Source organism: Novosphingobium sp. BL-S-19 (assembly GCF_055521675.1).
This window is the reverse complement of sequence record NZ_CM145498.1, coordinates 2,440,998-2,466,163: the sequence shown is the minus strand read 5'-3', so window position 1 is coordinate 2,466,163 and position 25,166 is coordinate 2,440,998. Positions and strand designations below refer to the sequence as shown.

Genomic DNA, 25,166 nt, shown 5'->3' with positions numbered 1-25,166 from the left:
GGGGGCCTTTTTCGTGCTGCGCTGCGGCGCGAATTTTCGGACTTTGGCAGGAGAGCGGGAGAAATCCTTTGCTGCCGTGATGTGCATTTGTGACAAAACATTGCGTAATCGTGGCAGGCGATCACAATCATTAAATCGATCAGTTTTTTGGAAAATTTCTCCGCCGCTATCCCGGACCTCCAACAAGGTTCGATCAACAGGAGGAGGAACCAATGTCCAGAACATCGACTTCGCTTTGCGCGCTGATGGCCGCCGTGCTGCTGCCACTCGCTGCAACGCCCGCTTATGCAGACGGTGCGGGGGTACCGGCTGCTGCTGCTGCTGCGCCCAATACCAATCAGGACTGGTGGCCGGACCGGCTCGACCTCTCGCCGCTGCGCCAGAACGATCCTGCATCCAACCCCTACGGCGCCGGTTTCAATTACGCCAAGGAGTTCGCCACGCTCGATATAGAGGCGGTGAAGGCGGATATCCGCAAGACGCTGACCACCTCTCAACCCTGGTGGCCGGCAGACTATGGCCACTACGGCCCGTTCTTCATCCGCATGGCCTGGCACAGCGCCGGCACGTATCGCGTTGTGGATGGTCGCGGCGGCGGCGCGGGCGGCGAGCAGCGCTTCGATCCGCTCAACGCCTGGCCGGACAACGTCAGCCTCGACAAGGCCCGCCGCCTCGTCTGGCCGATCAAGCAGAAGTATGGACGCAAGATATCCTGGGGCGATCTGATGGTGCTGACGGGCAACGTCGCGCTGGAGGACATGGGCTTCAAGACGCTCGGCTTCGCGGGTGGCCGCGCCGATAGCTGGGAGCCGGACACGGTGTTCTGGGGCCCCGAAAAGAAGTGGCTGGGCGATGAGCGCCGCGATGCCAAGACCGGCCTGAAAGGCCCTCTGGCCGCCACGCAGATGGGCCTCATCTACGTTAATCCCGAAGGCCCGAACGGCAATCCCGATCCGCTGGCCGCCGCTGCCGATATCCGCCTCGCCTTCGGCCGCATGGCCATGGATGACGAGGAAACCGCCGCGCTGATCGCGGGTGGCCACACCTTCGGCAAGGCTCATGGCGCGCACAAGCCGGAAGAATGCCTTGGCGGCGATCCCTCGGCCGCGCCGGTGGAGCAGCAGGGCCTCGGCTGGGCGAACAAGTGCGGCAAGGGCAATGCAGAGGACACGATCACCAGCGGCCTTGAAGGCGCGTGGTCGGCCGATCCGGTGAAGTTCACCACCCAGTACCTCGACAACCTCTATGGCTTCGACTGGGTGAAGACCAAGAGCCCGGCAGGCGCCACGCAGTGGATTCCCAGCGATCCGAACGCCGGTCAGCTCGTTCCCGATGCACACCGGCCCGACGTGCGTCACGCGCCGATCATGTTCACCACCGACATCGCGCTGAAGGAAGACCCCGGCTTCCGCGCGATCACCACCAAGTGGCGTGAGAACCCCGAACTCTTCGGGCAGGCTTTCGCGCGGGCATGGTTCAAGCTGACCCACCGCGACATGGGCCCTTCGGCGCGCTACCTTGGCGCGGATGTGCCGAATGTCAGCTTCGTCTGGCAGGCCCCGCTGCCCAAGGCCACTTACGCCGCGATCGATCAGGCCGATGCGACCGCGCTTAAGGCAAAGATCCTCGCCACCGGCATTACCCCGCGCGAACTGGTGAAGACGGCATGGGCGGCTGCGGCAACCTTCCGCGGTACGGACATGCGCGGCGGCGTGAACGGCGCGCGACTGCGGCTCGATCCGGCCAAGGGCTGGGCGGTCAACGACCCGGCGGAACTGGCGAAGGTGCTGGCCAAGCTGGAAGGCGTGCGCAAGGCGTTCAACGCTTCGGCTCCGGCCGGCAAGCAAGTCTCGCTGGCGGACCTGATCGTACTGGGCGGCAACGCGGCGGTGGAGCAGGCGGCGGCGAAGGCGGGCTACACCGTGACGGTGCCGTTCACGCCGGGCCGTGTGGATGCCGCGCAGGCGGAGACCGACCCCAAGTCCTACGACTACCTGCGCCCGCGCGCCGATGGTTTCCGCAACTACTACGGGGCGGACAGCGATCACTCGCCGGCGGAGATGCTGGTGGACAAGGCGAACCAGCTGGAACTGACGGTGCCGCAGATGGCTGTACTGGTGGGCGGCATGCGCACGCTTGACGCCAATGCCGGCCATTCGGCGAACGGCGTGTTCACTGCTGCGCCGGGTACGCTGTCGAACGACTTCTTCATCAACCTGCTCGACATGGGCACGAAGTGGCAGAAGTCGGCCAAGACCCCCGGCGTCTACGAAGGCTATGACCGTGCCAGCGGCAAGCTGAAGTGGACGGCAAGCCCGGTGGACCTCGTGTTCGGATCGAACTCCGAACTGCGCGCGGTTTCGGAAGCCTATGCCTCCGATGACGCGAAGCAGATGTTCGTGACCGACTTCGTGGCGGCCTGGGGCAAAGTGATGAACCTCGACAGGTTCTGATCTCAGGATGGCGGCGCTGGCGATCCGGCGCCGCCGCTACCCTAACTTCGTCGCCCCCGCGAAGGCGGGGGCCCCGCTTCCTTCGCGCTACGTTTCAAGAACAAGCGGGATCCCCGCCTACGCGGGGATGACGGGGTGGTTTGGATCGGCATCGGGCGTTACAGGCGCCAACCCACCTGACAGCCCCCATTCATCGGATTGTTTTCTTGTGAAGACCTATTTCCTCGCCGCCGCTCCGGTCGCGGTTCTGGCCATAGCATTGGCCTCCACCGGCTCCGCGCAAAACGCGGCCCCGCGCCCCGCCATGTTCGCCACTTGCGCCGCCTGTCACGCGACCGAGGCGGGCAAGACCTCCTACGGCCCGAACCTCCACGGCGTCGCCGGTCGCAAGGCGGCGAGCCAGTCCGGCTATGCCTATAGCCCCGCACTCAAAGCATCCGGCCTCACCTGGGATCGCCCCACGCTCGACGCCTGGCTGACGGCGCCGCAGAAGAAAGTGCCGGGCACGAAGATGCCCTTCGCCGGCATCCCCGATCCCGCGAAGCGCAAGCAGGTGATCGATTATCTGATGACGCTGAAGTAACTTACCAGACCATCGCATCCACCCTCTTTTCCGGGCGGATGTAGATCGAGGTGATCCACGGGGAGAGCGCCTTCATCCGGCACTCCAGATCCTCGATCAGCGTTTCGGCATCGCCCATTCGTAGGTCGTCGGCGAAGTCGGCGCTGATGGCGACGAAGATGGCCTGCGGGCTCGTATGGATCGTGCGGATATGGTTCACCGCGTCGATGCGCGGGTGGCCGTTCAGCACTTCGCGGATTTGCGCGATGAGAACCGGATCGGCGGCCTCGCCGATAAGCAATTCCTTGGATTCGCGGGCGAGCAGCACGGCTACGCCCGCCAGCACGCAGCCGATCAGTACCGAGGCGGCACCGTCTATGCGCGGGTCCGCGTAGTGGATGGAGGCCCACACGCCCACTGCAGCGATGACGAGGCCGATCAGCGCCGCGCTGTCTTCGAACAGCACGATGAAGCCCGGCGGATCCTTGCTGCGGTGGATCGCCTGCCACCACGTCTGCTCCCCGCGCCCGGCGTTGAATTCGCGCACGGCGATGGACCATGACGCGCCTTCCATCACGAATGCGATGGCGAGCACGATGTAATTGAGCGTCGGGTCTTCGATCGCGTGCGGCTGCTGGATGTGGACCACGCCCTCATAGATCGACACGCCCGCGCCGATCGCGAAGATCAGGATGGCGACCACGAAGGCCCAGAAATAGAGTTCGCGCCCATAGCCGAACGGGTGCGTCGGGTCCGGCTTTCGGCTGGCGCGTTTCTGGCCGTAGAGCAGCAGCACCTGATTGCCGCTGTCCACCAGCGAGTGTACGCCCTCGGTCAGCATCGAGGAGGAGCCGCTGATTGCGGCCGCTGCGAACTTGGCAACGGCAATGCCGAGGTTGGCGGCCAACGCGCCATAAAGCACGATATTCGCCTTGAAGTGCGCGGCGACGCTGTCGGGCTGGTCCATCGCGGGCCGGTTCCTCGTCAAAGGCGGTGAAGCACCTTCAACTGTCACCGGCCCGGCAAGTTTCCGCAAGTGTCTTAAGCTTGTAGCGCCTCGCGCCCCACGCGCTCGTTCCACAGGTCCGCATTGCCGCAGAGTTGCAGGTTCAGCAGCGCGCGCTTGAGGAACAGGTGGCAGGGATGCTCGTCGGTGAGGCCGATGCCGCCGTGAAGCTGCACCATTTCCTCGGTCACGAAGCGGAAGGCTTCGGCGGCGAGTACCTTGGCGGCGGCGAGTTCGGTGACGCTGGCGCTCTCATCCCGCACGCGCTTCCACAGCAGCGCTTCGGCGACGACGATGCGTGTCTTCATGTCTGCTGCGCGGTGCTTCAGGGCCTGGAACAGCGCGATCGGCCGGTCGAACTGGCGGCGGACCTTCATGTACTCGATCGTCATGTCGAGCGCCGCGTCTGCCGCGCCGATGCAATCGGCCGCAAGCGCGAGTTGCGCTTCGCCCGAGAGCCGGTCGTGCAGCGCCTTCGCGCCCGCCGCGTCGGTGAGCATCAGGGCAGGGGCAAAACCATCCAGCACCACGTCGAACAGGCGGCGGCTGGGGTCCCAGATCGGCCGCTCGACCAGCGAGACGCCCGGCGCATCCAGCGGCACCAGCGCATAGCCACCGGGAAGCTGCGCGACCACGGCAACCGCCATGTCGCCTTCGAACACGCCGGAAATCGTGCCGGAAACGGTGCCGTCCGAGGCCTGCGCCAGCTTGGCGGAGAGCATCGGCAGCGGCGCATATTCGCCGCCGGCCAGCCGTTCCAGCCAGTCGGCGCGTTCGGCAAAGTCGTGGCTGGCGGCAATCGCCTGAAGGCCAAGTTGCGCCGGGATCAGCGGCATCGCGGAGAGCACGCGCCCCATTTCCAGATGCAGCGCGGTCGATGCGTCACGGGTAAAACCAAGGCCGCCGTCCTCTTCGGGCAGGCGCACCATCAGCCAGCCCATCTCGGCGGCGAGCCCCCAGCTTTCATCGCGGCCGGGCGAGAGCTTGTCGGCCGGGAATGCCTTCTGCGCGGCGTCGGTCAGTTCGTTCAGTGCAATCACAGCACCCACCCCTTCGGCTCGCGCGGCATGTCCAGCATGCGTTCGGCGATGATATTGCGCTGCACTTCCTCGCTGCCGCCGGCGATGGTCCAGGCATAGGAATTCATGAAATCGGCCATCCAGTTGCCGGTATTGAGATCGCCGAAGGTGATCGGCGCGACGTATTGTTCGTCCATGCCGCCCAGCCGCAGGCCGAGCGCCGAATAGGCCCGCAGTGCGCGGCTATAGGCGTTCTTGACGATGGAGGCGTCGCCCATGCGCTCGATCCCGTTGATGCGGTTGTCGAGGAATTGGTCGGCAATCGCGCAGACGGCGTCCACTTGCGTAACCAACACGCCGAAATCGCGCAGCACACCGCGATCTTCCGAGTGGCCATGGTCGCGGATCAGCTTGGCCACGCGGCCCAGCGCGCCGCGCATTCGGTAGGACAGTTCCATCAGCGTCAGCCCGCGTTCGGAGGCGAGCGTCGCCTGCGCCACGGCCCAGCCTTTGCCTTCCTCTCCCACACGCTCGGAGACCGGGATTTCCACATTGTCGAGGAAGATTTCGGCGAATTCCTCGTCCCCCTGAATCTGGTGGATCGGGCGGACGGTGACGCCCGGCGCCTTCATGTCCATGAGGAGGTAGGTTATGCCCGCCTGCTTCACGCCGTCGGACGAAGTGCGTGCCAGCAGCAGGCACTTGTCCGCGAACTGGGCCATCGTCGACCAGACTTTCTGGCCGTTGATGACGTAGACGTCGCCGTCCGGGCGTGATTGGAGTTCGGCCCGCGTTTTGATCGCGGCAAGGTCCGATCCGGCGCCGGGCTCCGAAAAGCCCTGGCACCACGTCTCGCCCTCAAGGATTTTCGGCAGGTACCGCGTCTTCTGCTCGGCATTGCCGCATTCGTGCAGGGTGGCGAAGGCGTGGTATGTGGACACGAACGAGAGCAATAGGCGCGGGCAATCGGCGCCGGCCAGTTCCTCGTAGATCACTTTCTGTTCGGCCAGACTGCGGCCACCGCCGGGAAATTCGGCGGGCCAGTGCGGGATGGCGTATCCGGCGCGCACAAGCTTGCCGAACCAGTCGCGCTGGGTGCGGACGAAATCGTCCTGCGTGCGGCTGGCATCGCGCCAGCCGGTGGGCGCTTCGGCGGCAAGGAAGCTGCGGACTTCGCTGCGCAGCGCGTCTAGATCGGCACTATCGGTCATGCCCTGTCCTTGCCGCTGCGCTGTCAGGGCGTCCAGACGGGGGCGGGTCGCCGCGGCGATATCGCGGGGCTCAGTCCGCCTTGGTCGCCTCTGCCGCGGATTTGGGTTCAAGGATCAGCTGGTTGTTCTGCACGCGCCAACTGCCGAGTTGCGACAGCAGGTTCATGCCGATGACGTTGGTCTCCACTTCGTTGTCCGGACCGATGGCGACGGGCAGGGAAGTAGCCTCGATCGAGCCGAAGCGTAGCGAACTGGCGGTGGCCATACGGGCGACGATAGTGCCGTTCGCGGTATCCAGCATCACGCCCTCATCGCCCTCATCGGGAACGATGCCGGCGCGGCGGGCGACCGATTGCGAGATTCCGGTGTAGGTCGCGCCGGTATCGATCAGGAAGTTCACCGGCTCACCGTTCAACTGGGCCTCGACCCAGAAATGATTGTCCGTGCGCAGCGGCAGCACCGTCTGCGTGCCGTTTACAGCGGCCGGGCGAACCTGATCGAGCCAGAGCGCCGCATCGGAACGGTGGGCGTTGCCGGCAAGGCTGGCGACGGTGAGCAGTAACGCGGCGGTGAGGCCCAGATAGGCGGTGTTGCGCAGCCCGTGGCTCAGGCGCGGGTAGCGCACGGTCATCATGCCCGCCAGCATCGAGACGAGGATCGCCGCGATGGTCAGCGCCATCAGCGGCTTCTGGTAGAGGAAATCGGAAAGTTCGCCGAGGTTCACGAGTTCTGCTCCGCCAGTTCGGCGTCAAGCAAGGCCTCGACACGGGATGGGGCGGGGAAACCTTCGGCGATCCAGCGGTCTTGCACGCGGCTCAGAATGCGGGCGACTTCCGGCCCGGCGCTGACGCCGCGCGCGACGATCCGGCCGCCCTTGAGCGGGAATTCGGGGATTTGCCAGCCGGCGATGGGCGAGGCGTCGGCCCCGGCGATCAGCAGCCTGTCGAGCGCGCCGTCATGGCCGAAACGATAGGCGAGGGCGCGGGCGTCGCCCGGCTCGGCCTCACGGGCGGCGGCGAGGGAAAGGCGCTTCTTCTGCGCGCCGGAGAGGCGAAAGCGCGATGCGACCTGTTCGGCCAGCGAGGTTTGCGCGGGCAGCAGCGCGGCAAGGCGGCGCAGCGGATCGGGGGCGATGCCCTGCGCCTGCTCAGCAGCGACCAGCGCGGCAAGCGCGGCGGGATCGGCCTCGGGCAGGATCACGGCAAGCACGCCGAGGTCTGCCATGCGCGCCACGGTCGGCGCGGGATCGGGCAGGCCGAGCAGGTTCATCATCTCCATGCCCACGCGCTCACGCGACAGGCCCTTGAGCGTGGCGGCGAGTTCGGCGCAGGCGCTTTCGGCTTCCGCGTCGGCCGGTTGCGATCCGAACCGGGCCTGAAAGCGGAAGTAGCGCAAGATGCGCAAGTGATCCTCGCGGATGCGCTGGCGCGCGTCTCCAATGAAACGCACGCGGCGGGCGGCAAGGTCGACCAGGCCGCCGAAATAGTCGAAGATCTCGCCGGTCAGCGGATCGGCATAGAGCGCGTTGATCGTGAAATCGCGGCGGGCGGCGTCTTCGCGCCAGTCCTCGGCGAAGGCCACGGTGGCACGGCGGCCGTCGGTGGAAACGTCATGGCGCAAGGTGGTGATCTCCACCGGACCACTGGCCAGCACGGCAGTGACGGTGCCGTGGTCGATCCCGGTGGGCACGCGGTGGATGTCCGCGCGCTTCAGGCGGATCATCACCTCGTCCGGCTCCAGCGTGGTGGCCATGTCGATGTCCTTCACCGGCTGGCCCAGCAGGGTGTCGCGCACGGCGCCGCCCACGTAGCGGGCGTTTTCGGCGCCCAGCGTTTCGACCAGCGCGGCGATGTCCTCCCGGTGCATCCAGTCGGGTGCGATGCGGGTGGGCAAGTGTTCAGTCATTCCAGTCGAGCCTGCGGGAAAGGTTGTGAAGGATCGCGCCGGTCACGCCCCAGATGCGGTGGTCGTGCCAGTTGATCTCCACGAAGCGGTGGTGGCGGTTTTCCCATTCGACCGAGCATTGCTGCTGGTTGGCGGGATCGAGGAGGAAGCCCATCGGCGCCTCGAACCACTGCGCCACTTCGGCCGGGTTGGGGTGGATCGGCAGGTCGGCCGGGATCACCGCGAGAACCGGGGTGATTTCGTAGCCGCTGCCGGTGCGGTAGACGTCGCTGGTGCCCAGCACCTGCACGTCGCGCGGGTGGATGCCCAGTTCCTCGTCCGCCTCGCGCAGCGCCGCCTCGATGGCGGTTTCGCCGTCGTCCAGCCGGCCGCCGGGGAAGGCGATCTGGCCGGGATGCGCGCGCATGGTGGAGGGGCGATGGAGCAGCAGCGTGCCGGGCTTGTCCCGCTCGGTCAGCGTGACGAGCACGGCGGCGGGCTTGAACTCCGGAATCTCGTCGATGCGGGGATCGAGCCAGAGTTCCGGCGGGGCGTTCCTGTGCGCGGCGTCGAAGCGCGGGCGCAGGCGGTCGAACAGCAGGCTCATGCGGGCACCAGATCGAAAGTCGCGCCTTGGCTCGTCACCGAAAGATCGCCGCCCGCGAGCGCGATTTCGGCAAGCTGGCCATAAGTGCTGCGGTTGAGGCGGGCCTCGGTGCCATTGCGGACGGAAAGGTAGATCGCGGGAGTCTCCGGATCGCCTTCGCTGCGGATCGGGTGATCGGGCCCGGCGATGACGATATCGTCGGTGTTCAGGCGGAAGACCAGCGCATCGCCTTCCGCGCGCACGTCGGTGGCGATGAAAGCGGCGTCTTCCACTTCGATGGAGAGCTTCTCGGCGGGCGTGACCAGCCAATGCTGGCCCTGATCGTCGCGCAGCAGCAGGGAGGCGAAGGCGCGGACCATTGCCGGGCGGCGGATTTCACCGCCCTGATGGAACCAGCGCCCGTCCGCCATGATGCGCATTTCGCTGTCGCCGATGACCGCAGGCGACCATTCCGAGACCGGTGGCAGCTTGCGGGCGGCCACCAGCTCGGCCGCTTCGGCCAGCGTCAGGGCGTTCAGATCGGGCGGCACGTCATAAGGCATGGCTTCGCGATGCCAGATAGGCGCGCCCGCGCCAAGGTCCCGTCCGCGATTTAACGCGGCCCGGTTTCCTGAGTTAACGCAACCACGGCCCCAGCATGCCCTCACGCGGGAGAACGGCGGGATTCTCGCTCCGCACCAGCAGGCGGTGCTGTTCGAACGGGCCGGGCAGGCTCCAGCCGCCGGTCGCCTCGCTGGTGAAGCCCCAGCGGTCGTAATATTCGGGATCGCCGATCAGCACTTGCGGCAGCGGCGCGCGGGCATCGATCCCGGCTAGGCTGGCCGAAACCAGCGCCTTGCCGAAGCCCTGGCCCTGCAGTTCGGGCAGCACGGCCACCGGGCCGACCATGATCAGCGGATGCGCACGGCCGTCCGGATCGGTGAGTGCCACGGGCCAGCACTGGATCGAGCCGACCAGCATCTCCTCGCTGTCGAGCGCGGCGAAGGACAGACCGGGCAGCCAGTCGGTGCCTTCGCGCACCTTGTAGGCGGTGCGCTTGTGTCGTTCCGGCTCGAACGCACGATCGAGCAGCGCTTCGACGAGCGCGGGATCGACATTGTCGAGCGGAATGAGCGTGGCAGTATCAGACATGGCGCGCGCCGATAGGTACGGCGCGCGCCTTTGTCGATTCAATTCGGCTAATGTCGGATTAGCGCGATAGCGATCACGCCTGCGGCGTCAGATGCAGCAGACGCCCGGAATCGGGTGCGGGGCCATCTTCCAGCAGCCAGATAGACCCGTCCAGACCCTGCTCGATTTCGCGGATGCGGTTGTCGAGCGGGTAGCGCGCTTCCTCCACCGCCTTCTCGCCATCAATCCGCACGCGGACGAGGCCGGGCACGGTGAACGAGGCGATCATGAACTGGCCCTTCCACTGCGGGAATTTGTCGCCGGTGTAGAAGATGAAGTCACCCGGCGCGATCACCGGGTTCCAGCTGATGGCCGGCGCGGCGAGATCGGGCCGCGTCTTGTTGCGCGGGATCGGCCTGCCGTCGTAGTGGTCGCCGTCTGAAACCAGCGGCCAGCCATAGTTCTGGCCCGGCTTCACCAGATTGATCTCGTCGCCGCCGGCCGGACCATGCTCCAGATCCCAGAGCTGCCCCTTGTCGTCGAACACCAGCCCAAGGACGTTGCGGTGGCCGTAGGACCAGATCTGGTTCGTCGGCGCAGGCTTGTCTGCATAGGGATTGCCGGGGGCAGGCGTGCCATCAGGCAAGAGGCGCACGATCTTGCCGAGATTGGTGCCCAGATCCTGCGCGGGCGTGAACTTCTGCCGCTCACCCGAACTGACGAAGAGGTATTTACCGTCGGGCGAGAACACCAGGCGGTGCGAATAGTGGCCTTCGCCGGAGACCTTGGGCGTCTGCCGCCAGATCACGTTCAGGCCCTGCAGCGCGCAATTGGCCGGTTGCGGGCAGGAGAGGGTGCCCTTGCCGACTGCCGCGCCGCGCGTATCGCCTTGGCCCGCCTCGGCCCAGCTGAGGTAGACCACGCGGCCGTCCAAGGTCTTTCCGGTCTGTCCCGGAGCGAAAATCACATCGCCAAGGCCGCCCTGGCCGCCATAGGCCACCGTCGGCGCGCCGCTCACTTCGCCCAAGGTACCATCCGCCAGACGCAGGCGGATCTTGCCTTTCTTCTCGGTGACGATCATCGCCCCGGTGGCCTTGTCGATATCCATCGCCCAGGGCTCGTCGAAAGAGGCCACTTGCGAGACCTTGAACGGCGCCGCATCGGAAGTGGCGGCCGAGGCCTTATCCCCGGAGCCTGCGGCGCCGCAGCTTGCGAGGATGAAGGCTACGGGCGATACCGCCGCAAGGAAAGGTCTGGAGGTTTTCCGCTTGGTCACGTCGATTACATCCCCTGTTGCCAATGCACCGGGCCGCCTGATCATCGGGGTGGATGAGGCCGGGCGTGGCCCTCTGGCGGGTCCGGTTGTGGCGGGCGCGGTCGTGCTGTGCAAGCCCCGGCCTTCGGGTCTGGACGATTCCAAGAAGCTTTCCGCCAAGCGCCGGGCTGAGCTGGAAGAAGCGATCAAGCGCCGCTGCCGCTGGGCCGTGGGCGTGGTGGACGTGGAAGAGATCGACCGGATCAACATCTTCGGTGCGACGATGCTGGCAATGACCCGGGCCGTCGCCGCGCTTTGTGCTGAGCTCGGGGAGGACCCCCACGAAGTGCTGATCGACGGCAATATGACGCCGCACGGCCGCACGGCGGACTGGCGCTGGAAGGCCCGCGCCATCGTCGGTGGAGACGCGGTGGAACCGTGCATCTCCGCCGCTTCGATCATTGCCAAGGAACATCGCGACCGCATGATGCGCGACCTCGCCCTGGCGCACCCGCACTACGGCTGGGAACGCAATGCCGGTTACGGCACTGCCCAGCATCTTGAGGCCCTGCGCCTCCACGGCCCCACCATTCACCACCGCCGCAGCTTCGCGCCGGTCGCTCAACTGGAGATGGCGCTTTGAAGGGATTCACCGCTGCGGACGTGGCCGGGCAGGCCGGCAAGTGCTTCCTCGTCACCGGTGCCAATACCGGGCTGGGGTACGAGGCGACGAAAGTGCTGGCCGCGCGCGGAGCCCGCGTTCTGCTCGCCTGCCGCAGCGAGGAGAAGGCCCGGCAGGCGATGGAGAACATCCGGCTGGAAGTGCCGGGCGCCAACCTCTCCTTCGTGCCGCTCGATCAGGCGGACCTTGCCAGCGTGCGCGAATGCGCGGCGATCGTTGCGCGCGATGAGCCCCGGCTCGATGTGCTGGTCAACAACGCCGGCGTCATGATGCCGCCGCTTCAACGCACGGTGCAGGGGCACGAATTGCAATTCGGTGTGAACCACCTCGGCACGTTCGCACTAACCGGTCTGCTGCTGCCCAAGCTTTCCGAAGTGCAGGGTTCGCGCGTGGTCATCACCGCCAGCCTTGCCCATCGGCGCGGCAAGATCGACTGGGACGATCTGGATGCACATCGCAGCTACAACCGATCGCAGCGCTATGGCGACAGCAAGCTGATGAACCTGCTGCACATGTTCGAGCTGGACCGGCGCCTGCGCGCAGCGGGATCGCCGGTTACGGCCGTGGCCTGCCATCCCGGTGTGGCTTCCACCGAACTGGGGCGGCATTCGCTGGCGTTCCGGGCGCTGTTCCCGATCGTGGGCATGGTGCTCAACAGCGCGGCCGACGGCGCGTGGCCCACATTGCAGGCGGCGACGGACGCGGTGGAGCCGGGCCAGTACTACGGCCCGCAGAAGATGGGCGAGGTTTCCGGCCCGTCAGGCGTGGCGAAGCGCAAGCCTTCGGCCACCGATCCCGAAGCGGCGCGCAGGCTTTGGGATGTGAGTTTCCAGATGACCGGCGTGGACTACGGGCTGATTTGAATCTCGGCTGGCCGGGCAGGGGTCAGGGTCGTTCAAAGACGCATCTGTGCATTTCGGCGCGCGCCATGTTGATAAAAAAATTTGCCTGAATCGCGCGAGGCGTTTTCGAGTCGCGAACCCCAAGATGTTGAGTCGTGGGATTCGTCCATGACTCGATATCTTGTGTTGGATTCGTTTTGTTCCATACTGCTGAACAGGTGAATCACTAGGGAATCCGGCGAGTCGCGGCTTGACGGTGAATCGGGAAAGACTCATTGGGGAGTCAATCCACAGTTCAAATTCCCCGGAGCAAACATGGGCCAGCTACTCGTCAAGCAGAAGATCCGCGCGCGCGCACCAGCGCCGACGCCGAAGGAACTGCTGCCCCTCGGCCAGATCATCCCGGGCGACTGCATCGAGGCGATGCGCACCATTCCCGACGCCAGCGTCGACATGGTTTTCGCCGATCCGCCGTACAACCTTCAGCTTGGCGGAGACCTTTCGCGTCCGGACGGCAGCCATGTCGATGCCGTGACCAACGACTGGGACAAGTTCTCCAGCTTCGCCGCCTATGACCAGTTCACGCGTGACTGGCTGACCGAAGCGCGCCGCGTGCTCAAGCCCGAGGGTTCGCTGTGGGTGATCGGTTCGTACCACAACATCTTCCGCCTCGGCGCGATCATGCAGGACATGGGGTTCTGGATCCTGAACGACATCGTGTGGCGCAAGGCCAATCCGATGCCGAACTTCAAGGGCACCCGCTTCACCAACGCGCATGAAACGCTGATCTGGGCGTCGATGGGCGAAAAGTCGAAGTACACCTTCAACTACCGCGCGATGAAGACGCTCAACGACGAACTGCAGATGCGTTCGGACTGGGTCCTGCCGATCTGCAACGGCGCGGAACGTCTGAAGAAGGGTGGCCGCAAGGTGCACCCGACGCAGAAGCCGGAATCGCTGCTCTACCGCGTGATGCTGGCCACCACCAACGAAGGCGACGTCGTGCTCGATCCGTTCTTCGGCACCGGCACCACCGGCGCCGTCGCCAAGCGCCTCGGCCGCGAGTGGATCGGCTGCGAGCGTGAGGGCGACTACCGCGAAGCCGCGCTGGAACGCATCGAAATGGCGCTGCCGCTGGACGAAAGCGCGCTGAAGACCATGCAGTCGAAGCGCACCGCGCCCAAGGTGGCGTTCGGCACGCTGATCGAAACCGGCTGGATCGCGCCGGGCACCGTGCTTTCGGACAAGAAGAACCGTTTCCGCGCCGTCGTGCGGGCCGATGGCTCGCTGGTGGCGGACAAGGCCACGGGCTCGATCCACGGGCTGGGCAAGGAACTGCAGGAAGCGCCTTCGTGCAACGGCTGGACGTTCTGGCACTTGGAGCATGAAGGCAAGGTCAAGCCGATCGACGCGATCCGCCAGCTCTACATCCTCGCTACCGAGCCTTGAGGCTTTTGAACCGCCCTTCGAAAATGTTCGAAGGGCGGTTTTAAGTTTTTGGAGTGCCGCATTTTCCGAGTCATCAGGTGGTCCCACCTGATTAGAAAATGCTCTGTTAGCCAGAGGTGATGGGCAGATCCTCGAAACCTGTTCTGCGTGGCCCGCGCAAGAGCTAAGGGCCGCCCCATGACTCGCAAGATCTACATTCAGCCCATCGCCTTCGCCCAAAGTCCGCAGAGCGAGGAGGGCGAGGCCGTCCGCCTTGCCGGCTCGCTGGTCTGGGCCAGCCGCTTCGCCCTGATCGTGCGCGAAAACGGCAAGGTGATCTCGCGCGAGCGGTTCGGCGCTGCCGATGTCCCTGCCGCGTTGGCGGCGCTTCCGGCCGATCTTGGTGCCGATGCGGAACGCCAGTGGGCGAACTTCAGGAAGGTCCATCCGCCGCTGCAGTGTGGCCAGCGCACGATCCGGCTCGAACAGCCGCAAGTCGCGGGCATTCTCAACATGACACCGGACAGCTTCTCGGACGGCGGTTCGTTCCTCGACAAGCCTCAGGTCGCCTTCGACCACGCCGCCGCCATGCTGGAAGCAGGTGCGGCGATGATCGATGTGGGCGGCGAATCCACCCGTCCCGGTGCCGGTGCGGTGTGGGAAGGCGACGAGATCAAGCGCGTGGTGCCGATGGTGGAGCAGCTTGCCGCCATGGGTGCGGCGATCAGCGTCGACACGCGCCGCCCGGCGGTGATGGAGGCTACGCTGGCGGCGGGCGCGCATATCATCAATGACGTTTCGGCCCTGCGCTACGACCCGCGCAGCCTCGAACTCGCGGCGGCCTCAGGCGCACCGGTTGTGCTGATGCACGCGCCAGGCAAGGCGGACGATCTCCATTCCAACGGCGACTATGCCGATGTGGTGCTGGACGTCTACGACTGGCTCGAACAGCGCCGCGATGAGTGCGTGGCGGCGGGCGTGCGGGCAGAGAACATCATGATCGATCCGGGCGTCGGCTTCGGCAAGACCGTGGCGGAGAACCTGGCGCTGATGAACGGCCTCGCGATCTTCCACGCGTTGGGCCATCCGCTTTACGTCGGTGCCAGCCGCAAGCGGATGATCGGCGCGCTTTCCAACGAGGCGGCCGCGCATGACCGGCTGGGCGGATCGCTGATGCTGGCGATCAAGGCGATGGACGCCGGCGCGCATATCCTGCGCGTGCACGACGTGCGCGAGACGGTGCAGGCGGTCCATGTCTGGCGCGGCCTGCGCGATGCGGCGCTCACCGATTTCGGGCAATTGCCACGCTGATCGCTGCGACAAAACTGGCTCCCCGATGAACCACGCCTTGCGCGCGGATGAACCGCCGTGCGGATTGTGTTTACCCGTAAACGTATGATCCGGAACCATTTCGGATCGTCCGGCGCGATGCCCGTTTCGTCTATTGGCGCGACGTAAAACGCCAGTGGGTTCGTTTCTCCCTTCGAACCCACCACACGAAAGCGAAGGGAGAAGTCCCATGAAGAAGACGTTTTTCCGCAGCGCACTCGTTGCGATGGCCCTTGTTCCGGCCGGTGCCGCGATCGCGGTCCCGACGATGTACGAGAAGGAAGTGGCGCGCGGCGAGGAAGCCCGCATCATCCAGAGCCCGATCGGCGGCGTGCAGAACAGCAAGTGGTACGATTACCGCATCAACGTGAACGAGACCCGCAAGGAACTCGCCAGCGACTTGCGCCATGCCACGGATATCGAAGACCAGCGCGACGCCTACAGCGAATACGCCAGCGAGCTGTTCCAGGAACGCGGCAAGTACGTGAAGTACATGGCCAAGCGCGGCTATCGCGTGCCGCAGGTCTATCTGGAAAGCCTGTAACCCCAGTTTCCCCTTGGGGGCAGCCCCGAAAGGGGCGGCGACCCCGGAGCCACGGCTCCGGGGTCGTCTATTATGCGGCGTTATCGATGCCGAGTTCGGTAAGCTTGCGATAGAGCGTGGAGCGCCCGATCCCTAATCTGCGCGCCACTTCGGTCATGCGCCCGCGGTAGAGGCCGATGGCCAGACGGATAACATCCGCCTCGATCTCTTCCAGCGGTCGCAGATGGCCGTCGGGCGTATAGAGCATCACGCCGGAGCTTTCCTGCCGCGGATTGCCCGCCACCGTGGCGGGGCCAGAGCCGAGGATGGAGAGAAGCTGCGGGAAATCGTCAGACGTCAGCGCATCGCCGTCGCAGAACACCGCCGCGCGGAACAGCACCGCCTGCAACTGTCGCACGTTACCGGGCCAGTCGTAAGCGGCCAGCAGTGACAGTGCGCCATCGGTGATGCCCAGTTCGCGCAGGCCCGGCTGCTCGCCGATCCGGGCGAGGAAGAAGCGGGTGAGCGCGGGAATGTCGCCCGATCTTTCGCGCAGAGGCGGCAGTTCCACTTTGGTGGGCGCCAGCGCTTCCAGCAGTTCGGGCAGGAATTCCCCGGCATCAACCAGATCCTGCAGCGGCATGTTGCTCGCTGCGATGATGCGCAAGTCGATGCGGAAAGAATGGCGTGCGCCGATCGGGCGGACGTCGCTCTTGCGGATAGATTCGAGCAGACGTTCCTGCACGCTCATCGGCAGGCGGTCGATCTCGTCCAGCGCCAGCGTGGCGCCGTCGCAGTGCTGCAGCGCGCCGATCTGCCGTTCGAAGGCACCGGGGAAGGCGCCTTTTTCATGCCCGAACAGATTGGATTCGATGGAATTGGCAGCCAGTCCGGCGATGTTGACCATTCGCAGCGGATTGCGCGCACGCGGGCTGGCGGCGTGGACTGCGCGGATCAGCACTTCCTTGCCGGTGCCGCTTTCGCCTTCCACCAGCACATGCCCGTGGCCGCGCGCGGCCTTGGCGGCAACGGCCAGCGCCTTGCGGAAATTGGGAGAGGCCCCGATCATCGATTCGAAATCGGGGTTGGAGGGCATCTTCTCGGTCAGCGGCGCCAGTTCGTCACGCGGAGCCTCCCGCGTGGTGGCGGAGCGCAGGGCGTGCATCAGCCGGTCTGGCGCGATGGGCTTGACCAGATAGTCGGTCGCCCCGGCGCGCATCGCCTCCACTGCCAACAGCGGCGATGTATTGGCGGTGAGCATCAGGATCGGCAGGGCCGGACGGCGCGATTTCAGTTCCGCAATCAGCGCGCAGGCGTCTTCGCCGGGGACCCACTGGTCCAGGATGATGGCGGAAAGCTGCATGCCCTGGCGCGTGCCGAGCGTGGCGATCGCCGTCTCCGGATCACGCGCGATCAACGTCCGCCACCCTTCGCGCGCTGCCAGTGCCGAGATCAGGCGGCTTTGCGCAGGTTCGTCGTCGATCAGCATGAGGAGGCGCTGTTCTGGTTCCGCCATTGTCACGCCTGCTACATCGCCTCCTGCTCTTGACGTAAGCTGCTTAGGGCAAACCAGTAAAGACGAAATTAAGCCTGCGCCACGTGCAAGCGATGTGCTGCACCCTTGTCGCAGTCTTACTTCAATCGCCCGAACGATCCGAATCGCCTGAAACAAGTGACAGGGGCGATAGCTTGCCCCTTGAGCGACCAGCCTTGCCCGGTTAGACCAAGCGAAAGAATTCAAGGTGATCGTATCATGCGGTCGCGCAAGAACAACCACAGGGGATACGATCGATGGCTTCCGGCACCGACATCAAGGTTGCGACCGAAACCTACAACAGCTTCATCAAGGCCGCGACCTGGGGCACGGCTGCCATCGTGGTGATCGTGGCGATCGTCGTCGGTATCATCGCGCGCTGATCCGCCGGTGGCGGGCGCAACGCGCTTCGCCGTCCTGAAAGAGCGGGCGGCGGGTGAAACGCGGGTCTCGGCCACGCCGGAGACCGTGAGGAAGCTTATCGCGCTGGGCGCGACTGTCGCCGTGGAAAGCGGGGCAGGGCTGGCCGCCACCATCTCCGATGCGGACTATGCCGCTGTCGGGGCCGAAGTGGGCTCTGCCGAGCAGGTTGTGGCCGGCGCGGATGTGGTGTTCGGCGTGCAGGGGCCTGATCCGGCGCTGCTTTCGGGCGTGAAGCCGGGCGCATGGATCGTCGCCGGGCTCGATCCTTTCGGTAAAGATCCGAATGGAGGGCGGGCCCGCGTCGATGTCTATGCCGCGGCGGGGCTGGAAGCGCTGGCGATGGAATTCATGCCGCGCATCACGCGCGCGCAATCGATGGACATCCTCTCCTCCCAATCGAACCTTGCCGGATACAAGGCGGTGCTGGTCGCGGCCAATCTCTATGGCCGCGCCTTCCCGATGATGATGACGGCGGCGGGCACGGTCACGGCGGCCAAGTGCTTCGTGATGGGCGTCGGCGTTGCCGGATTGCAGGCCATTGCCACCGCGCGCCGCCTTGGCGCACAGGTTTCGGCAACCGATGTGCGTTCGGCAACGAAAGAGCAGATCCTCTCGCTGGGCGCCAAGCCGATCTTCGTCGAGAACGTCGCCGGGATCGAGGGCGAGGGTTCGGGCGGCTATGCCACCGAAATGAGCGAGGAATACCAGAAGGCGCAGGCCGAACTCGTGTCCGGACATCTCGCCAAGCAGGATATCGTCGTGACCACCGCGCTGATCCCGGGCCGGGCCGCTCCGCGCCTCATCACCGATGCGCAGATCGCGACGATGAAGCCGGGCAGCGTGATCTTCGACCTGGCGGTGTCGCAGGGCGGCAATGTCGAGGGTTCGGAAGCGGATCAGGTCGTGGTGCGGCACGGGGTGAAGATCGTCGGCTATTCGAACACGCCCGCGCACCTTCCGGCTGACGCTTCGGCGCTTTTTGCGCGCAACCTGTTCAATTTCGTCTCGGCATTCTGGGACAAGGAGCAGGGCAAGCCGGTGCTCGATGAGGAAATCGGCAATGCCATCCGGCTGACGCAAGGCGGCAAGGTGGTGAACGAGAGGCTCTCGGGGTGATCGACGTGGATCTCACGAAGATCCTCCCCCACCGGGGGAGGGGGACCGCCGCGAAGCGGTGGTGGAGGGGGCGCAGCGGCGCGCGAGTCCTGCACTGATGCGCAACCACACGGAACAAGGGCTCGAATCCGCGCGGCGATTGCGTTCGACCATGTCGTTGCCGGAAGTGCTCCTGTGGAAGCACCTTCGCGCTCGGCCAATGGGGCTGAAATTCCGCCGCCAGCACCCTGTCGGGAATTACGTCGCCGATTTTTATTGTGATCATGCCCGGCTGGTCGTCGAGATCGACGGATTGAGCCATTCGATGGGCGATCGGCCTGAACGCGATATCGCGAGAGACTCCTGGCTTTTCTCGCAAGGCTTTAGAGTGGTTCGCATTCCCGCCGCCGATGTCCTTCGCGACCCTTCGGGTGTTGCCTTGTCCATCAGCCAACTGTGCTTTGCCGAACCCCCTCCGTCAGCGCTGCGCGCTGCCACCTCCCCCGAGGGGGGAGGATCTGTCCGGAGCTTCTGACATGGATTTCGTTTCGATCCTCTCGATCTTCGTGCTGGCCTGTTTCGTGGGCTACTACGTCGTCTGGTCGGTAACCCCGGCGCTGCACACGCCGCTGATGGCGGTGACCAATGCGATCTCCTCGGTCATCGTCGTCGGCGCGCTGGTGGCGAGTGCGGCTTCGGGCTCGCCGCTGGCCAAGTGGCTGGGGCTGGGTGCGGTCGTATTGGCCAGCATCAACATCTTCGGCGGCTTTGCGGTCACCGCGCGCATGCTGGCGATGTACAAGAAGAAGGACAAGCCGGCCTCCAGGGAGACGAAGTGATGGAGGCGCATGCGGTGAACCCCTGGGTGGCGGTTGCCTACCTGATTGCCGGTATCTGCTTCATCCTCGCGCTGCGCGGGCTTTCCTCGCCGGCGACCAGCCGCCGGGGCAACCGTTACGGCATGGTCGGCATGGGCATCGCCGTGGTGACGACGCTGCTGACGCATGAGATCGCCAGCCTGCCGGAAATCGCCATCGCCATCGCCATTGGCGGCGGGATCGGTTTCGTGATCGCCCGCAAGATCCAGATGACCGCGATGCCGCAGCTTGTGGCCGCGTTCCACTCGCTGGTCGGGCTTGCGGCAGTGCTGGTGGGCGTCGCGGCCTATTACAACCCGGCGGCCTTCGGCATTCTCGACGCGAGCGGGCTGGACATCCTGAAGGGCAGCCGCATCGAGATGGGGCTGGGCGTCGCCATCGGTGCGATCACCTTCTCCGGCTCGGTCATCGCCTTTGCCAAGCTCAACGGTAATATGAGCGGGTCGCCGATCCTGCTGCCCGCGCGGCATGTCATCAATCTGGGCGCGCTGGTGGCCATCGTGGTGCTGGTCGGCCTGTTCCACTGGAACACGCCGCACTTGTTCTGGGGCATCCTGGCCCTGAGCTTTGCCATCGGCTTTTTGCTGATCATCCCGATCGGCGGGGCGGACATGCCGGTGGTCGTCTCCATGCTCAATTCCTATTCGGGATGGGCGGCGGCGGCGATGGGCTTCACGCTGCACAACACGGCGATGATCATCACGGGCGCGCTCGTCGGTTCTTCAGGCGCGATCCTCAGCTACATCATGTGCAAGGCGATGAATCGCAGCTTCATTTCTGTGATCGCAGGCGGATTCGGTGCCGAGAACGGGGCCAGTGGCGGCGAGGCCAGGGAGCAGCGCCCATGGAAGCGCGGATCGGCGGAAGACGCGGCCTTCCTGATGCAGGAGGCGGAGAACGTCATCATCATCCCCGGCTACGGCATGGCGGTGGCGCAGGCCCAGCACGTGCTGCGCGAGATGGGGGACCTGCTGAAGAAGCACGGCGTCAACGTGAAGTACGCGATCCATCCGGTCGCTGGGCGTATGCCGGGCCACATGAACGTGCTGCTGGCCGAAGCCAACGTGCCCTATGACGAAGTGTTCGAGCTGGAGGACATCAACGGCGAGTTCGCGCAGTGCGACGTCGCCTTCATCATCGGCGCCAACGACGTGGTGAACCCCGCTGCGCGCACCGACAAGACTTCGCCGATCTACGGCATGCCGGTGTTCGATGTGGAGAAGGCGAAGACGATCTTCTTCGTCAAGCGATCGATGGGCGGCGTTGGCTATGCAGGCGTCGACAACGACGTGTTCTACATGGACCAGACGATGATGCTGCTGGCCGACGCGAAGAAGATGGTCGAGGACATCAACAAGGCGCTGGCGGATTGAGGATGAGCCGCTAAGGGCGCGCTATGCGTATTCTCAAGCGATTTCTGCTGCTCGTCGGGCTTGTCGTGGTGCTGGTTGTCGGCGCGCATTTCTATGCGGCGTGGCGGCTGCATTCGGCGCTGATCGAAAACGGCATGTCCAACCGCGTCGCCACTTGCATGACCAAGCGCATGATGAAGCGGCTGAACCTGATTCAGATCGTGAAGCTGCAGAAGCTGGAAGGCGAGAAGCCTACGCTGGGAGCCTGGGTCCGCGCGGTGAAGTCGGTGGACGACCGTGAGGTGATCCTTGTCACCACCACTTCGGCGGCGCTGTGCAAGACTGGCCTGGCGCAATAAGATCCGGCGGTGAAACAGTTGAAAGTCAGGTGTTTCCACCACCCCTGAAAATGCTCTAGGGGCGGCAAGAAATTCCTAGTTCTGGAAAGACCAAGGCTTGACCCTCGCTCCTTACGCATCCGATCCGGCCCGCACGCGCGGGCGCGAATATCCGATGGAGGACGGCGTCGCGCGCGGGCCGCGCAGCGCCTATCAGCGCGATCGCGACCGTATCGTCCACTCGATCGCGTTCCGCCGCCTGCGCTACAAGACGCAGGTCTTCATCGCGCCCGACGGCGATCACTACCGCGTTCGCCTGACTCACAGCCTTGAAGTCGCGCAAGTCGCCCGCGTGATCGCGCGGATTCTGGGGCTGGATGAGGATCTGACCGAGGCTCTGGCGCTCGCGCACGATATCGGCCACCCGCCGTTCGGCCATGCGGGGGAAGAGGCGCTGGACGCCGCGCTCCACAAGGCGGGTGGGTTCGACCACAACGCCAATTGCCTGCGCACGCTGATGCGCATCGAAAGCCCCTATTGCGAGCATGACGGCCTGAACCTGACGTGGGAGACGCTGGAAGGGCTGGCCAAGCACAACGGTCCGGTCGCCACGCCGAACTGGGCGTTGGGCGAACTGGACGCGGCCTATAACCTCGAACTCGGCTCCTATGCCTCGCTGGAAGCGCAAGTGGCGGCGCTGTCTGACGATATCGCCTACGACAACCACGATATCGACGACGGCCTGCGCGCGGGCTTCCTCGATCTGGACGAGCTGCTGGCGCATCCCTTCGTGGTGGACCGCTGGCGCGAGGTGGAGCGCCGCTTCCCCGGCGTGGCGCGCAGCCGCCAACTGGCCGAGCTGATCCGCAGCCAGATCGGCTTCATGGTCAACGACCTGCTCGCCCAGACCAAGGCCAACCTGATCGGCATAGAGAGCGTGCACGACGTGCGCACTGCCGGTCGCCAACTGGTCACCTTCTCGCCCGAAGTGGAGGATGGCGAACGTGCCTTCAAGCGCTTCATGTATGAGAAGCTCTATTACCACCCCGAACAGCTGGAAACCGCGCGCCGCGCGCGGGCGCTGATCGCCGAACTCTACGCCGCCTATTCGCAGGAGCCGGTGCTGATGGAGGAAAGCTGGATCGACGGCCTGCCGCGCCATGAGCCGGAGCGCAGCCGCCACATCGCCGACTATATCGCCGGCATGACCGACCGCTACGCCATCGCCTGCCACGCGCAGATCTACGGATCGACGCCGGAGGGGCTGCGCAATGTCTGACGCTGGAACGCCCGCACGCCGTCTTTGCCTCGTGGGGGCGAGCGGGCTGGTCGGGCAGGCGGTGATCGCCGGCAGCATCGGCCGCAGCGACGTTCGCGTGATCGGCGTTGCCCGGCGCGAAGTGCCGCTGCCCGAAGGCGCGCAGATGGAAGTGCTGGTGGGCGAAACCCACCAATGGCCCACGCTGATCGCCGCCGCCAATGCGCAGGTGCTGGTCTGCGCGCTGGGCACCACCCGCAAGGCGGCGGGCAGCGACGAGGCCTTTCGCGCTGTCGATTACGACCTGGTGCTGGAAACGGCCAAGGCCGCCCGCGCCGCCGGGATCGAGCATGTGATCCTGGTCTCCTCGGTCGGCGCCGACCGGGCGAGCCGCAATCTCTACTTGCGCACCAAGGGCGATATCGAGGACGCCGTTCACAAGCTGGGCTTTCGCCGGCTCGATATCCTGCGCCCCGGCCTGCTGCGCGGCCATCGCAGCGAAAGCCGCCCGCTGGAAAGCATGGCGCAAGTGCTGAACCCAGTGGCGGACGCCATCGTGCTGCACGGCCGGTTTGCCAAGTTCCGCTCGATCTCCGTGCGCCGCCTTGCCGATGTGATCTTCGCGCTTAGCGCCGAGAAGACGCGCGGCCGCTTCATTCATGAGCATGAGGCGATGATGCGGGCACTGCGCCGGGCAGGGGATTGAGCGGGGACTCCGCTCCCCGCTCGGCCAACAACCCTTCCTCGTCATTGCGAGCGTAGCGAAGCAATCCAGAGCAGCGCAAACCGTCGCTGGATTGCTTCTCTACGCTCGCAATGACGAAGGGGGGCACAATCGTCCGCATCCGCGGTCGCCCACGCGCGCATCTCGGGGAAATAGTGCCGCAGCGCAGCGCAACCGGCGTTGACACATACGCACCTGTCACCCAAGGGTCAGGACATCGCTGACAGCGCGGGAGAGACCTGCCGATTCGCACATGCGGAAAGGTGGGCGCCGAAGGAGCAACCGCCCCGGAATCTCTCAGGCAAAAGGACCGCGCCAAGTCGATAGCGAGACTCTGGAAAGTGTCTCATTCCCTTGGGGATTGAGGCCGCCGACGGTGTAACTTTGGCCTGCCTGTCATGGGCTTGTCGAGGGAAGCTCTCAGGTTTCCGTGACAGAGGGGGCACCTGGAATGGTGTGCCGAACTGTGCGGAGTCATGTCTTGAGCGAATACCCGATTTCCGATTCCGATCAGGAACCCGAAGAACTGGCCCCGATGCTGCTGCCGCTGGATGGCTGGCACCGCGATCACGGCGGCCGCATGGTCGAATTCGCCGGTTACATGATGCCCGTCCAGTACGACGTTGCAGGGGGGGGCATCATGGCCGAGCACCTCTGGACGCGTGAGAACGCCGGCCTGTTCGACGTCAGCCACATGGGCCAGTTGCTCGTGACCGGCGAAGAGGGCGCGCAGACCGATGTCGAGCCCGCGCTGGAAGCCGCGCTGCCGATCGACCTTTCGACCTTGAAGCTGGGCGCCGTGCGCTATTCGCTGCTGCTGGACGAGAACGGCGGCATTCTGGACGACCTGATGGTCTCGCGCTGGCCGGGCGGTTTCTACCTCGTCGTCAACGGCGCCACCAAGTGGGACGATATCGGCACGCTGCGCGAATATCTGCCGGACGACATCACGCTGAACCACCTGGACGACCGTGCGCTGCTGGCGCTGCAGGGCCCCAAGGCCGTTGCTGCGCTGGAACGCGTGGCTGAGGGTGAATACCCGCTTTCGGCGCTGACCTTCATGAAGGGCGGCCGCTTCACCTTGGGCGGCGTCGACGCCTGGATCAGCCGCTCTGGCTACACCGGCGAGGATGGTTTCGAAATCTCGATCCCCGGCGAATCCGCGGCCGACGTGGCGGACCTGCTGCTGGCCCAGCCCGAAGTGAAGCCGATCGGCCTTGGCGCGCGCGATTCGCTGCGCCTTGAAGCCGGCCTGCCGCTCTATGGCCATGACATGGACCCGGAACGCGGCCCGGTCGAAGCCGGTCTTGCTTTCGGCATCAACAAGCGCCGCCGCCTCGAAGGCGGCTTCCCCGGTGCCGAGCGTGTCCAGCGCGACTTTGCCGAGGGCACTGCCCAGAAGCGCATCGGCCTTAAGCTCGAAGGCCGCCAAGCCGCGCGCGAAGGCGCCAAGGTTTTCCATGGCGAACAGGAAGTTGGCGTGGTGACCTCGGGCGGTTTCTCGCCCTCGCTCCAGCACCCTATCGCCATGGCCTATGTCGACGCGGCGCTTGCCGCAGATGGCACCGCACTTTCCATCGAAATCCGGGGCAAGAAGCTCGACGCCACAGTCGCAGCCATGCCCTTCGTCCCCAACCGCTATCACCGCTGAGG

26 protein-coding genes and 2 riboswitches are annotated in these 25,166 nt (G+C 65.3%); of the genes, 16 read left to right on the top strand and 10 right to left on the bottom strand.

Features of this window, described 5'->3' with window-relative positions; genetic code table 11:
- Positions 1-212: 212 nt before the first annotated feature.
- Both katG and ACZ1JV_RS19820 read left to right on the top strand, forming a co-directional pair.
- On the top strand, positions 213-2,453 hold the full coding sequence (gene katG / locus ACZ1JV_RS19825; protein WP_465150184.1) for a catalase/peroxidase HPI: 2,241 nt from the start codon (positions 213-215) through the stop codon (positions 2,451-2,453).
- 208 nt (positions 2,454-2,661) lie between these two features.
- On the top strand, positions 2,662-3,036 hold the full coding sequence (locus ACZ1JV_RS19820) for a c-type cytochrome (RefSeq protein ID WP_465150183.1): 375 nt from the start codon (positions 2,662-2,664) through the stop codon (positions 3,034-3,036).
- A 1-nt stretch (position 3,037) separates the two neighbouring features.
- Here the strand turns inward: ACZ1JV_RS19820 and ACZ1JV_RS19815 are convergent, their stop codons facing one another.
- The 9 genes from ACZ1JV_RS19815 to ACZ1JV_RS19775 all read right to left on the bottom strand — a co-directional run bounded on the left by ACZ1JV_RS19815 (position 3,038) and on the right by ACZ1JV_RS19775 (position 11,128).
- Positions 3,038-3,982 carry a cation diffusion facilitator family transporter gene (locus tag ACZ1JV_RS19815; RefSeq protein ID WP_465150182.1) on the bottom strand — a complete coding sequence of 315 codons (945 nt, stop codon included), beginning with the start codon at positions 3,980-3,982 and terminating at the stop codon, positions 3,038-3,040.
- A gap of 74 nt (positions 3,983-4,056) precedes the next feature.
- Positions 4,057-5,061 (bottom strand): acyl-CoA dehydrogenase family protein, encoded by a 1,005-nt coding sequence (locus tag ACZ1JV_RS19810; protein ID WP_465150181.1) that lies wholly within the window; start codon positions 5,059-5,061, stop codon positions 4,057-4,059.
- A complete protein-coding gene (locus tag ACZ1JV_RS19805) occupies positions 5,058-6,251 on the bottom strand; it encodes an acyl-CoA dehydrogenase family protein (RefSeq protein ID WP_465150180.1) in 1,194 nt (397 codons plus the stop codon). The genes ACZ1JV_RS19810 and ACZ1JV_RS19805 overlap by 4 nt, the downstream gene beginning before the upstream one ends.
- 70 nt (positions 6,252-6,321) lie before the next feature.
- Positions 6,322-6,975, bottom strand: coding sequence for a retropepsin-like aspartic protease family protein (locus ACZ1JV_RS19800; protein ID WP_465150179.1), 654 nt, complete (start codon positions 6,973-6,975; stop codon positions 6,322-6,324).
- A complete protein-coding gene (locus ACZ1JV_RS19795) occupies positions 6,972-8,156 on the bottom strand; it encodes a CCA tRNA nucleotidyltransferase (RefSeq protein WP_465150178.1) in 1,185 nt (394 codons plus the stop codon). Before ACZ1JV_RS19795 ends, ACZ1JV_RS19800 begins: the two co-directional genes overlap by 4 nt.
- Positions 8,149-8,742: a CoA pyrophosphatase gene (locus tag ACZ1JV_RS19790; protein WP_465135449.1), complete on the bottom strand. Its 594-nt coding sequence runs from the start codon at positions 8,740-8,742 to the stop codon at positions 8,149-8,151. Before ACZ1JV_RS19790 ends, ACZ1JV_RS19795 begins: the two co-directional genes overlap by 8 nt.
- Positions 8,739-9,284 carry a DUF1285 domain-containing protein gene (locus tag ACZ1JV_RS19785; RefSeq protein WP_465150177.1) on the bottom strand — a complete coding sequence of 182 codons (546 nt, stop codon included), beginning with the start codon at positions 9,282-9,284 and terminating at the stop codon, positions 8,739-8,741. The genes ACZ1JV_RS19790 and ACZ1JV_RS19785 overlap by 4 nt, the downstream gene beginning before the upstream one ends.
- A gap of 73 nt (positions 9,285-9,357) precedes the next feature.
- Entirely contained in the window at positions 9,358-9,873 is a 516-nt protein-coding gene (locus tag ACZ1JV_RS19780; RefSeq protein ID WP_465150176.1) for a GNAT family N-acetyltransferase, read from the bottom strand.
- A gap of 73 nt (positions 9,874-9,946) precedes the next feature.
- Complete coding sequence (locus ACZ1JV_RS19775) at positions 9,947-11,128, bottom strand: PQQ-dependent sugar dehydrogenase (RefSeq protein ID WP_465150175.1); 1,182 nt, start codon at positions 11,126-11,128, stop codon at positions 9,947-9,949.
- Here ACZ1JV_RS19775 and ACZ1JV_RS19770 point away from each other — a divergent pair.
- The 5 genes from ACZ1JV_RS19770 (at position 11,121) to ACZ1JV_RS19750 (ending at position 15,932) form a co-directional block, all read left to right on the top strand.
- A complete protein-coding gene (locus ACZ1JV_RS19770) occupies positions 11,121-11,750 on the top strand; it encodes a ribonuclease HII (protein ID WP_465150174.1) in 630 nt (209 codons plus the stop codon). The genes ACZ1JV_RS19775 and ACZ1JV_RS19770 overlap by 8 nt on opposite strands.
- The gene (locus ACZ1JV_RS19765) at positions 11,747-12,652 is read left to right on the top strand and encodes an oxidoreductase (RefSeq protein ID WP_465150173.1); all 906 of its coding nucleotides are present in this window, start codon (positions 11,747-11,749) and stop codon (positions 12,650-12,652) included. Before ACZ1JV_RS19770 ends, ACZ1JV_RS19765 begins: the two co-directional genes overlap by 4 nt.
- A 294-nt stretch (positions 12,653-12,946) precedes the next feature.
- Positions 12,947-14,080 carry a DNA methyltransferase gene (locus ACZ1JV_RS19760; protein ID WP_465135444.1) on the top strand — a complete coding sequence of 378 codons (1,134 nt, stop codon included), beginning with the start codon at positions 12,947-12,949 and terminating at the stop codon, positions 14,078-14,080.
- 177 nt (positions 14,081-14,257) lie between these two features.
- Positions 14,258-15,370: a dihydropteroate synthase gene (folP, locus tag ACZ1JV_RS19755; RefSeq protein WP_465150172.1), complete on the top strand. Its 1,113-nt coding sequence runs from the start codon at positions 14,258-14,260 to the stop codon at positions 15,368-15,370.
- 208 nt (positions 15,371-15,578) lie between these two features.
- The gene (locus ACZ1JV_RS19750; RefSeq protein ID WP_465135442.1) at positions 15,579-15,932 is read left to right on the top strand and encodes a hypothetical protein; all 354 of its coding nucleotides are present in this window, start codon (positions 15,579-15,581) and stop codon (positions 15,930-15,932) included.
- Positions 15,933-16,002: 70 nt separating this feature from the next.
- On the opposite strand, the gene ACZ1JV_RS19745 is transcribed toward ACZ1JV_RS19750, so the two are convergent.
- Positions 16,003-17,427: a sigma-54-dependent transcriptional regulator gene (locus ACZ1JV_RS19745; RefSeq protein ID WP_465135441.1), complete on the bottom strand. Its 1,425-nt coding sequence runs from the start codon at positions 17,425-17,427 to the stop codon at positions 16,003-16,005.
- A gap of 275 nt (positions 17,428-17,702) precedes the next feature.
- On the opposite strand from ACZ1JV_RS19745, the gene ACZ1JV_RS19740 reads away from it, so the two are divergent.
- The 9 genes from ACZ1JV_RS19740 to gcvT all read left to right on the top strand — a co-directional run bounded on the left by ACZ1JV_RS19740 (position 17,703) and on the right by gcvT (position 25,164).
- Complete coding sequence (locus ACZ1JV_RS19740) at positions 17,703-17,828, top strand: aa3-type cytochrome c oxidase subunit IV (RefSeq protein ID WP_465135440.1); 126 nt, start codon at positions 17,703-17,705, stop codon at positions 17,826-17,828.
- A gap of 7 nt (positions 17,829-17,835) precedes the next feature.
- A complete protein-coding gene (locus ACZ1JV_RS19735) occupies positions 17,836-18,984 on the top strand; it encodes an NAD(P) transhydrogenase subunit alpha (RefSeq protein ID WP_465150171.1) in 1,149 nt (382 codons plus the stop codon).
- Between the two features lie 97 nt (positions 18,985-19,081).
- Positions 19,082-19,498 (top strand): endonuclease domain-containing protein, encoded by a 417-nt coding sequence (locus tag ACZ1JV_RS19730; RefSeq protein WP_465150170.1) that lies wholly within the window; start codon positions 19,082-19,084, stop codon positions 19,496-19,498.
- Position 19,499: 1 nt separating this feature from the next.
- Entirely contained in the window at positions 19,500-19,802 is a 303-nt protein-coding gene (locus ACZ1JV_RS19725) for an NAD(P) transhydrogenase subunit alpha part 2 (RefSeq protein WP_465135437.1), read from the top strand.
- Positions 19,802-21,214, top strand: a complete 1,413-nt coding sequence (locus ACZ1JV_RS19720; RefSeq protein WP_465150169.1) for an NAD(P)(+) transhydrogenase (Re/Si-specific) subunit beta — start codon at positions 19,802-19,804, stop codon at positions 21,212-21,214. The genes ACZ1JV_RS19725 and ACZ1JV_RS19720 overlap by 1 nt, the downstream gene beginning before the upstream one ends.
- 23 nt (positions 21,215-21,237) lie before the next feature.
- On the top strand, positions 21,238-21,552 hold the full coding sequence (locus ACZ1JV_RS19715) for a hypothetical protein (RefSeq protein ID WP_465135436.1): 315 nt from the start codon (positions 21,238-21,240) through the stop codon (positions 21,550-21,552).
- A 97-nt stretch (positions 21,553-21,649) separates the two neighbouring features.
- Complete coding sequence (locus tag ACZ1JV_RS19710) at positions 21,650-22,810, top strand: deoxyguanosinetriphosphate triphosphohydrolase (RefSeq protein WP_465150168.1); 1,161 nt, start codon at positions 21,650-21,652, stop codon at positions 22,808-22,810.
- A complete protein-coding gene (locus ACZ1JV_RS19705; RefSeq protein ID WP_465150167.1) occupies positions 22,803-23,495 on the top strand; it encodes an NAD(P)H-binding protein in 693 nt (230 codons plus the stop codon). Before ACZ1JV_RS19710 ends, ACZ1JV_RS19705 begins: the two co-directional genes overlap by 8 nt.
- Before the next feature lie 237 nt (positions 23,496-23,732).
- Positions 23,733-23,836: riboswitch (glycine riboswitch) on the top strand.
- 1 nt (position 23,837) lies between these two features.
- A riboswitch (glycine riboswitch) is annotated at positions 23,838-23,960 on the top strand.
- Positions 23,961-24,048: 88 nt separating this feature from the next.
- Positions 24,049-25,164 (top strand): glycine cleavage system aminomethyltransferase GcvT, encoded by a 1,116-nt coding sequence (gene gcvT / locus ACZ1JV_RS19700; RefSeq protein WP_465152612.1) that lies wholly within the window; start codon positions 24,049-24,051, stop codon positions 25,162-25,164.
- Positions 25,165-25,166: the final 2 nt, after the last annotated feature.

Coding starts and splice junctions, on each gene's coding strand:
- ACZ1JV_RS19785 (WP_465150177.1), bottom strand. CDS start 9,284: ATGCCTTATGACGTGCCGCCCGATCTGAACGCCCTGACGCTGGCCGAA.
- ACZ1JV_RS19790 (WP_465135449.1), bottom strand. CDS start 8,742: ATGAGCCTGCTGTTCGACCGCCTGCGCCCGCGCTTCGACGCCGCGCAC.
- ACZ1JV_RS19750 (WP_465135442.1), top strand. CDS start 15,579: ATGAAGAAGACGTTTTTCCGCAGCGCACTCGTTGCGATGGCCCTTGTT.
- gcvT (WP_465152612.1), top strand. CDS start 24,049: ATGCTGCTGCCGCTGGATGGCTGGCACCGCGATCACGGCGGCCGCATG.
- ACZ1JV_RS19760 (WP_465135444.1), top strand. CDS start 12,947: ATGGGCCAGCTACTCGTCAAGCAGAAGATCCGCGCGCGCGCACCAGCG.
- ACZ1JV_RS19720 (WP_465150169.1), top strand. CDS start 19,802: ATGGAGGCGCATGCGGTGAACCCCTGGGTGGCGGTTGCCTACCTGATT.
- ACZ1JV_RS19725 (WP_465135437.1), top strand. CDS start 19,500: ATGGATTTCGTTTCGATCCTCTCGATCTTCGTGCTGGCCTGTTTCGTG.
- ACZ1JV_RS19780 (WP_465150176.1), bottom strand. CDS start 9,873: ATGTCTGATACTGCCACGCTCATTCCGCTCGACAATGTCGATCCCGCG.
- ACZ1JV_RS19805 (WP_465150180.1), bottom strand. CDS start 6,251: ATGACCGATAGTGCCGATCTAGACGCGCTGCGCAGCGAAGTCCGCAGC.
- ACZ1JV_RS19740 (WP_465135440.1), top strand. CDS start 17,703: ATGGCTTCCGGCACCGACATCAAGGTTGCGACCGAAACCTACAACAGC.
- ACZ1JV_RS19745 (WP_465135441.1), bottom strand. CDS start 17,427: ATGGCGGAACCAGAACAGCGCCTCCTCATGCTGATCGACGACGAACCT.
- ACZ1JV_RS19705 (WP_465150167.1), top strand. CDS start 22,803: ATGTCTGACGCTGGAACGCCCGCACGCCGTCTTTGCCTCGTGGGGGCG.
- ACZ1JV_RS19730 (WP_465150170.1), top strand. CDS start 19,082: ATGCGCAACCACACGGAACAAGGGCTCGAATCCGCGCGGCGATTGCGT.
- folP (WP_465150172.1), top strand. CDS start 14,258: ATGACTCGCAAGATCTACATTCAGCCCATCGCCTTCGCCCAAAGTCCG.
- ACZ1JV_RS19715 (WP_465135436.1), top strand. CDS start 21,238: ATGCGTATTCTCAAGCGATTTCTGCTGCTCGTCGGGCTTGTCGTGGTG.
- katG (WP_465150184.1), top strand. CDS start 213: ATGTCCAGAACATCGACTTCGCTTTGCGCGCTGATGGCCGCCGTGCTG.
- ACZ1JV_RS19795 (WP_465150178.1), bottom strand. CDS start 8,156: ATGACTGAACACTTGCCCACCCGCATCGCACCCGACTGGATGCACCGG.
- ACZ1JV_RS19815 (WP_465150182.1), bottom strand. CDS start 3,982: ATGGACCAGCCCGACAGCGTCGCCGCGCACTTCAAGGCGAATATCGTG.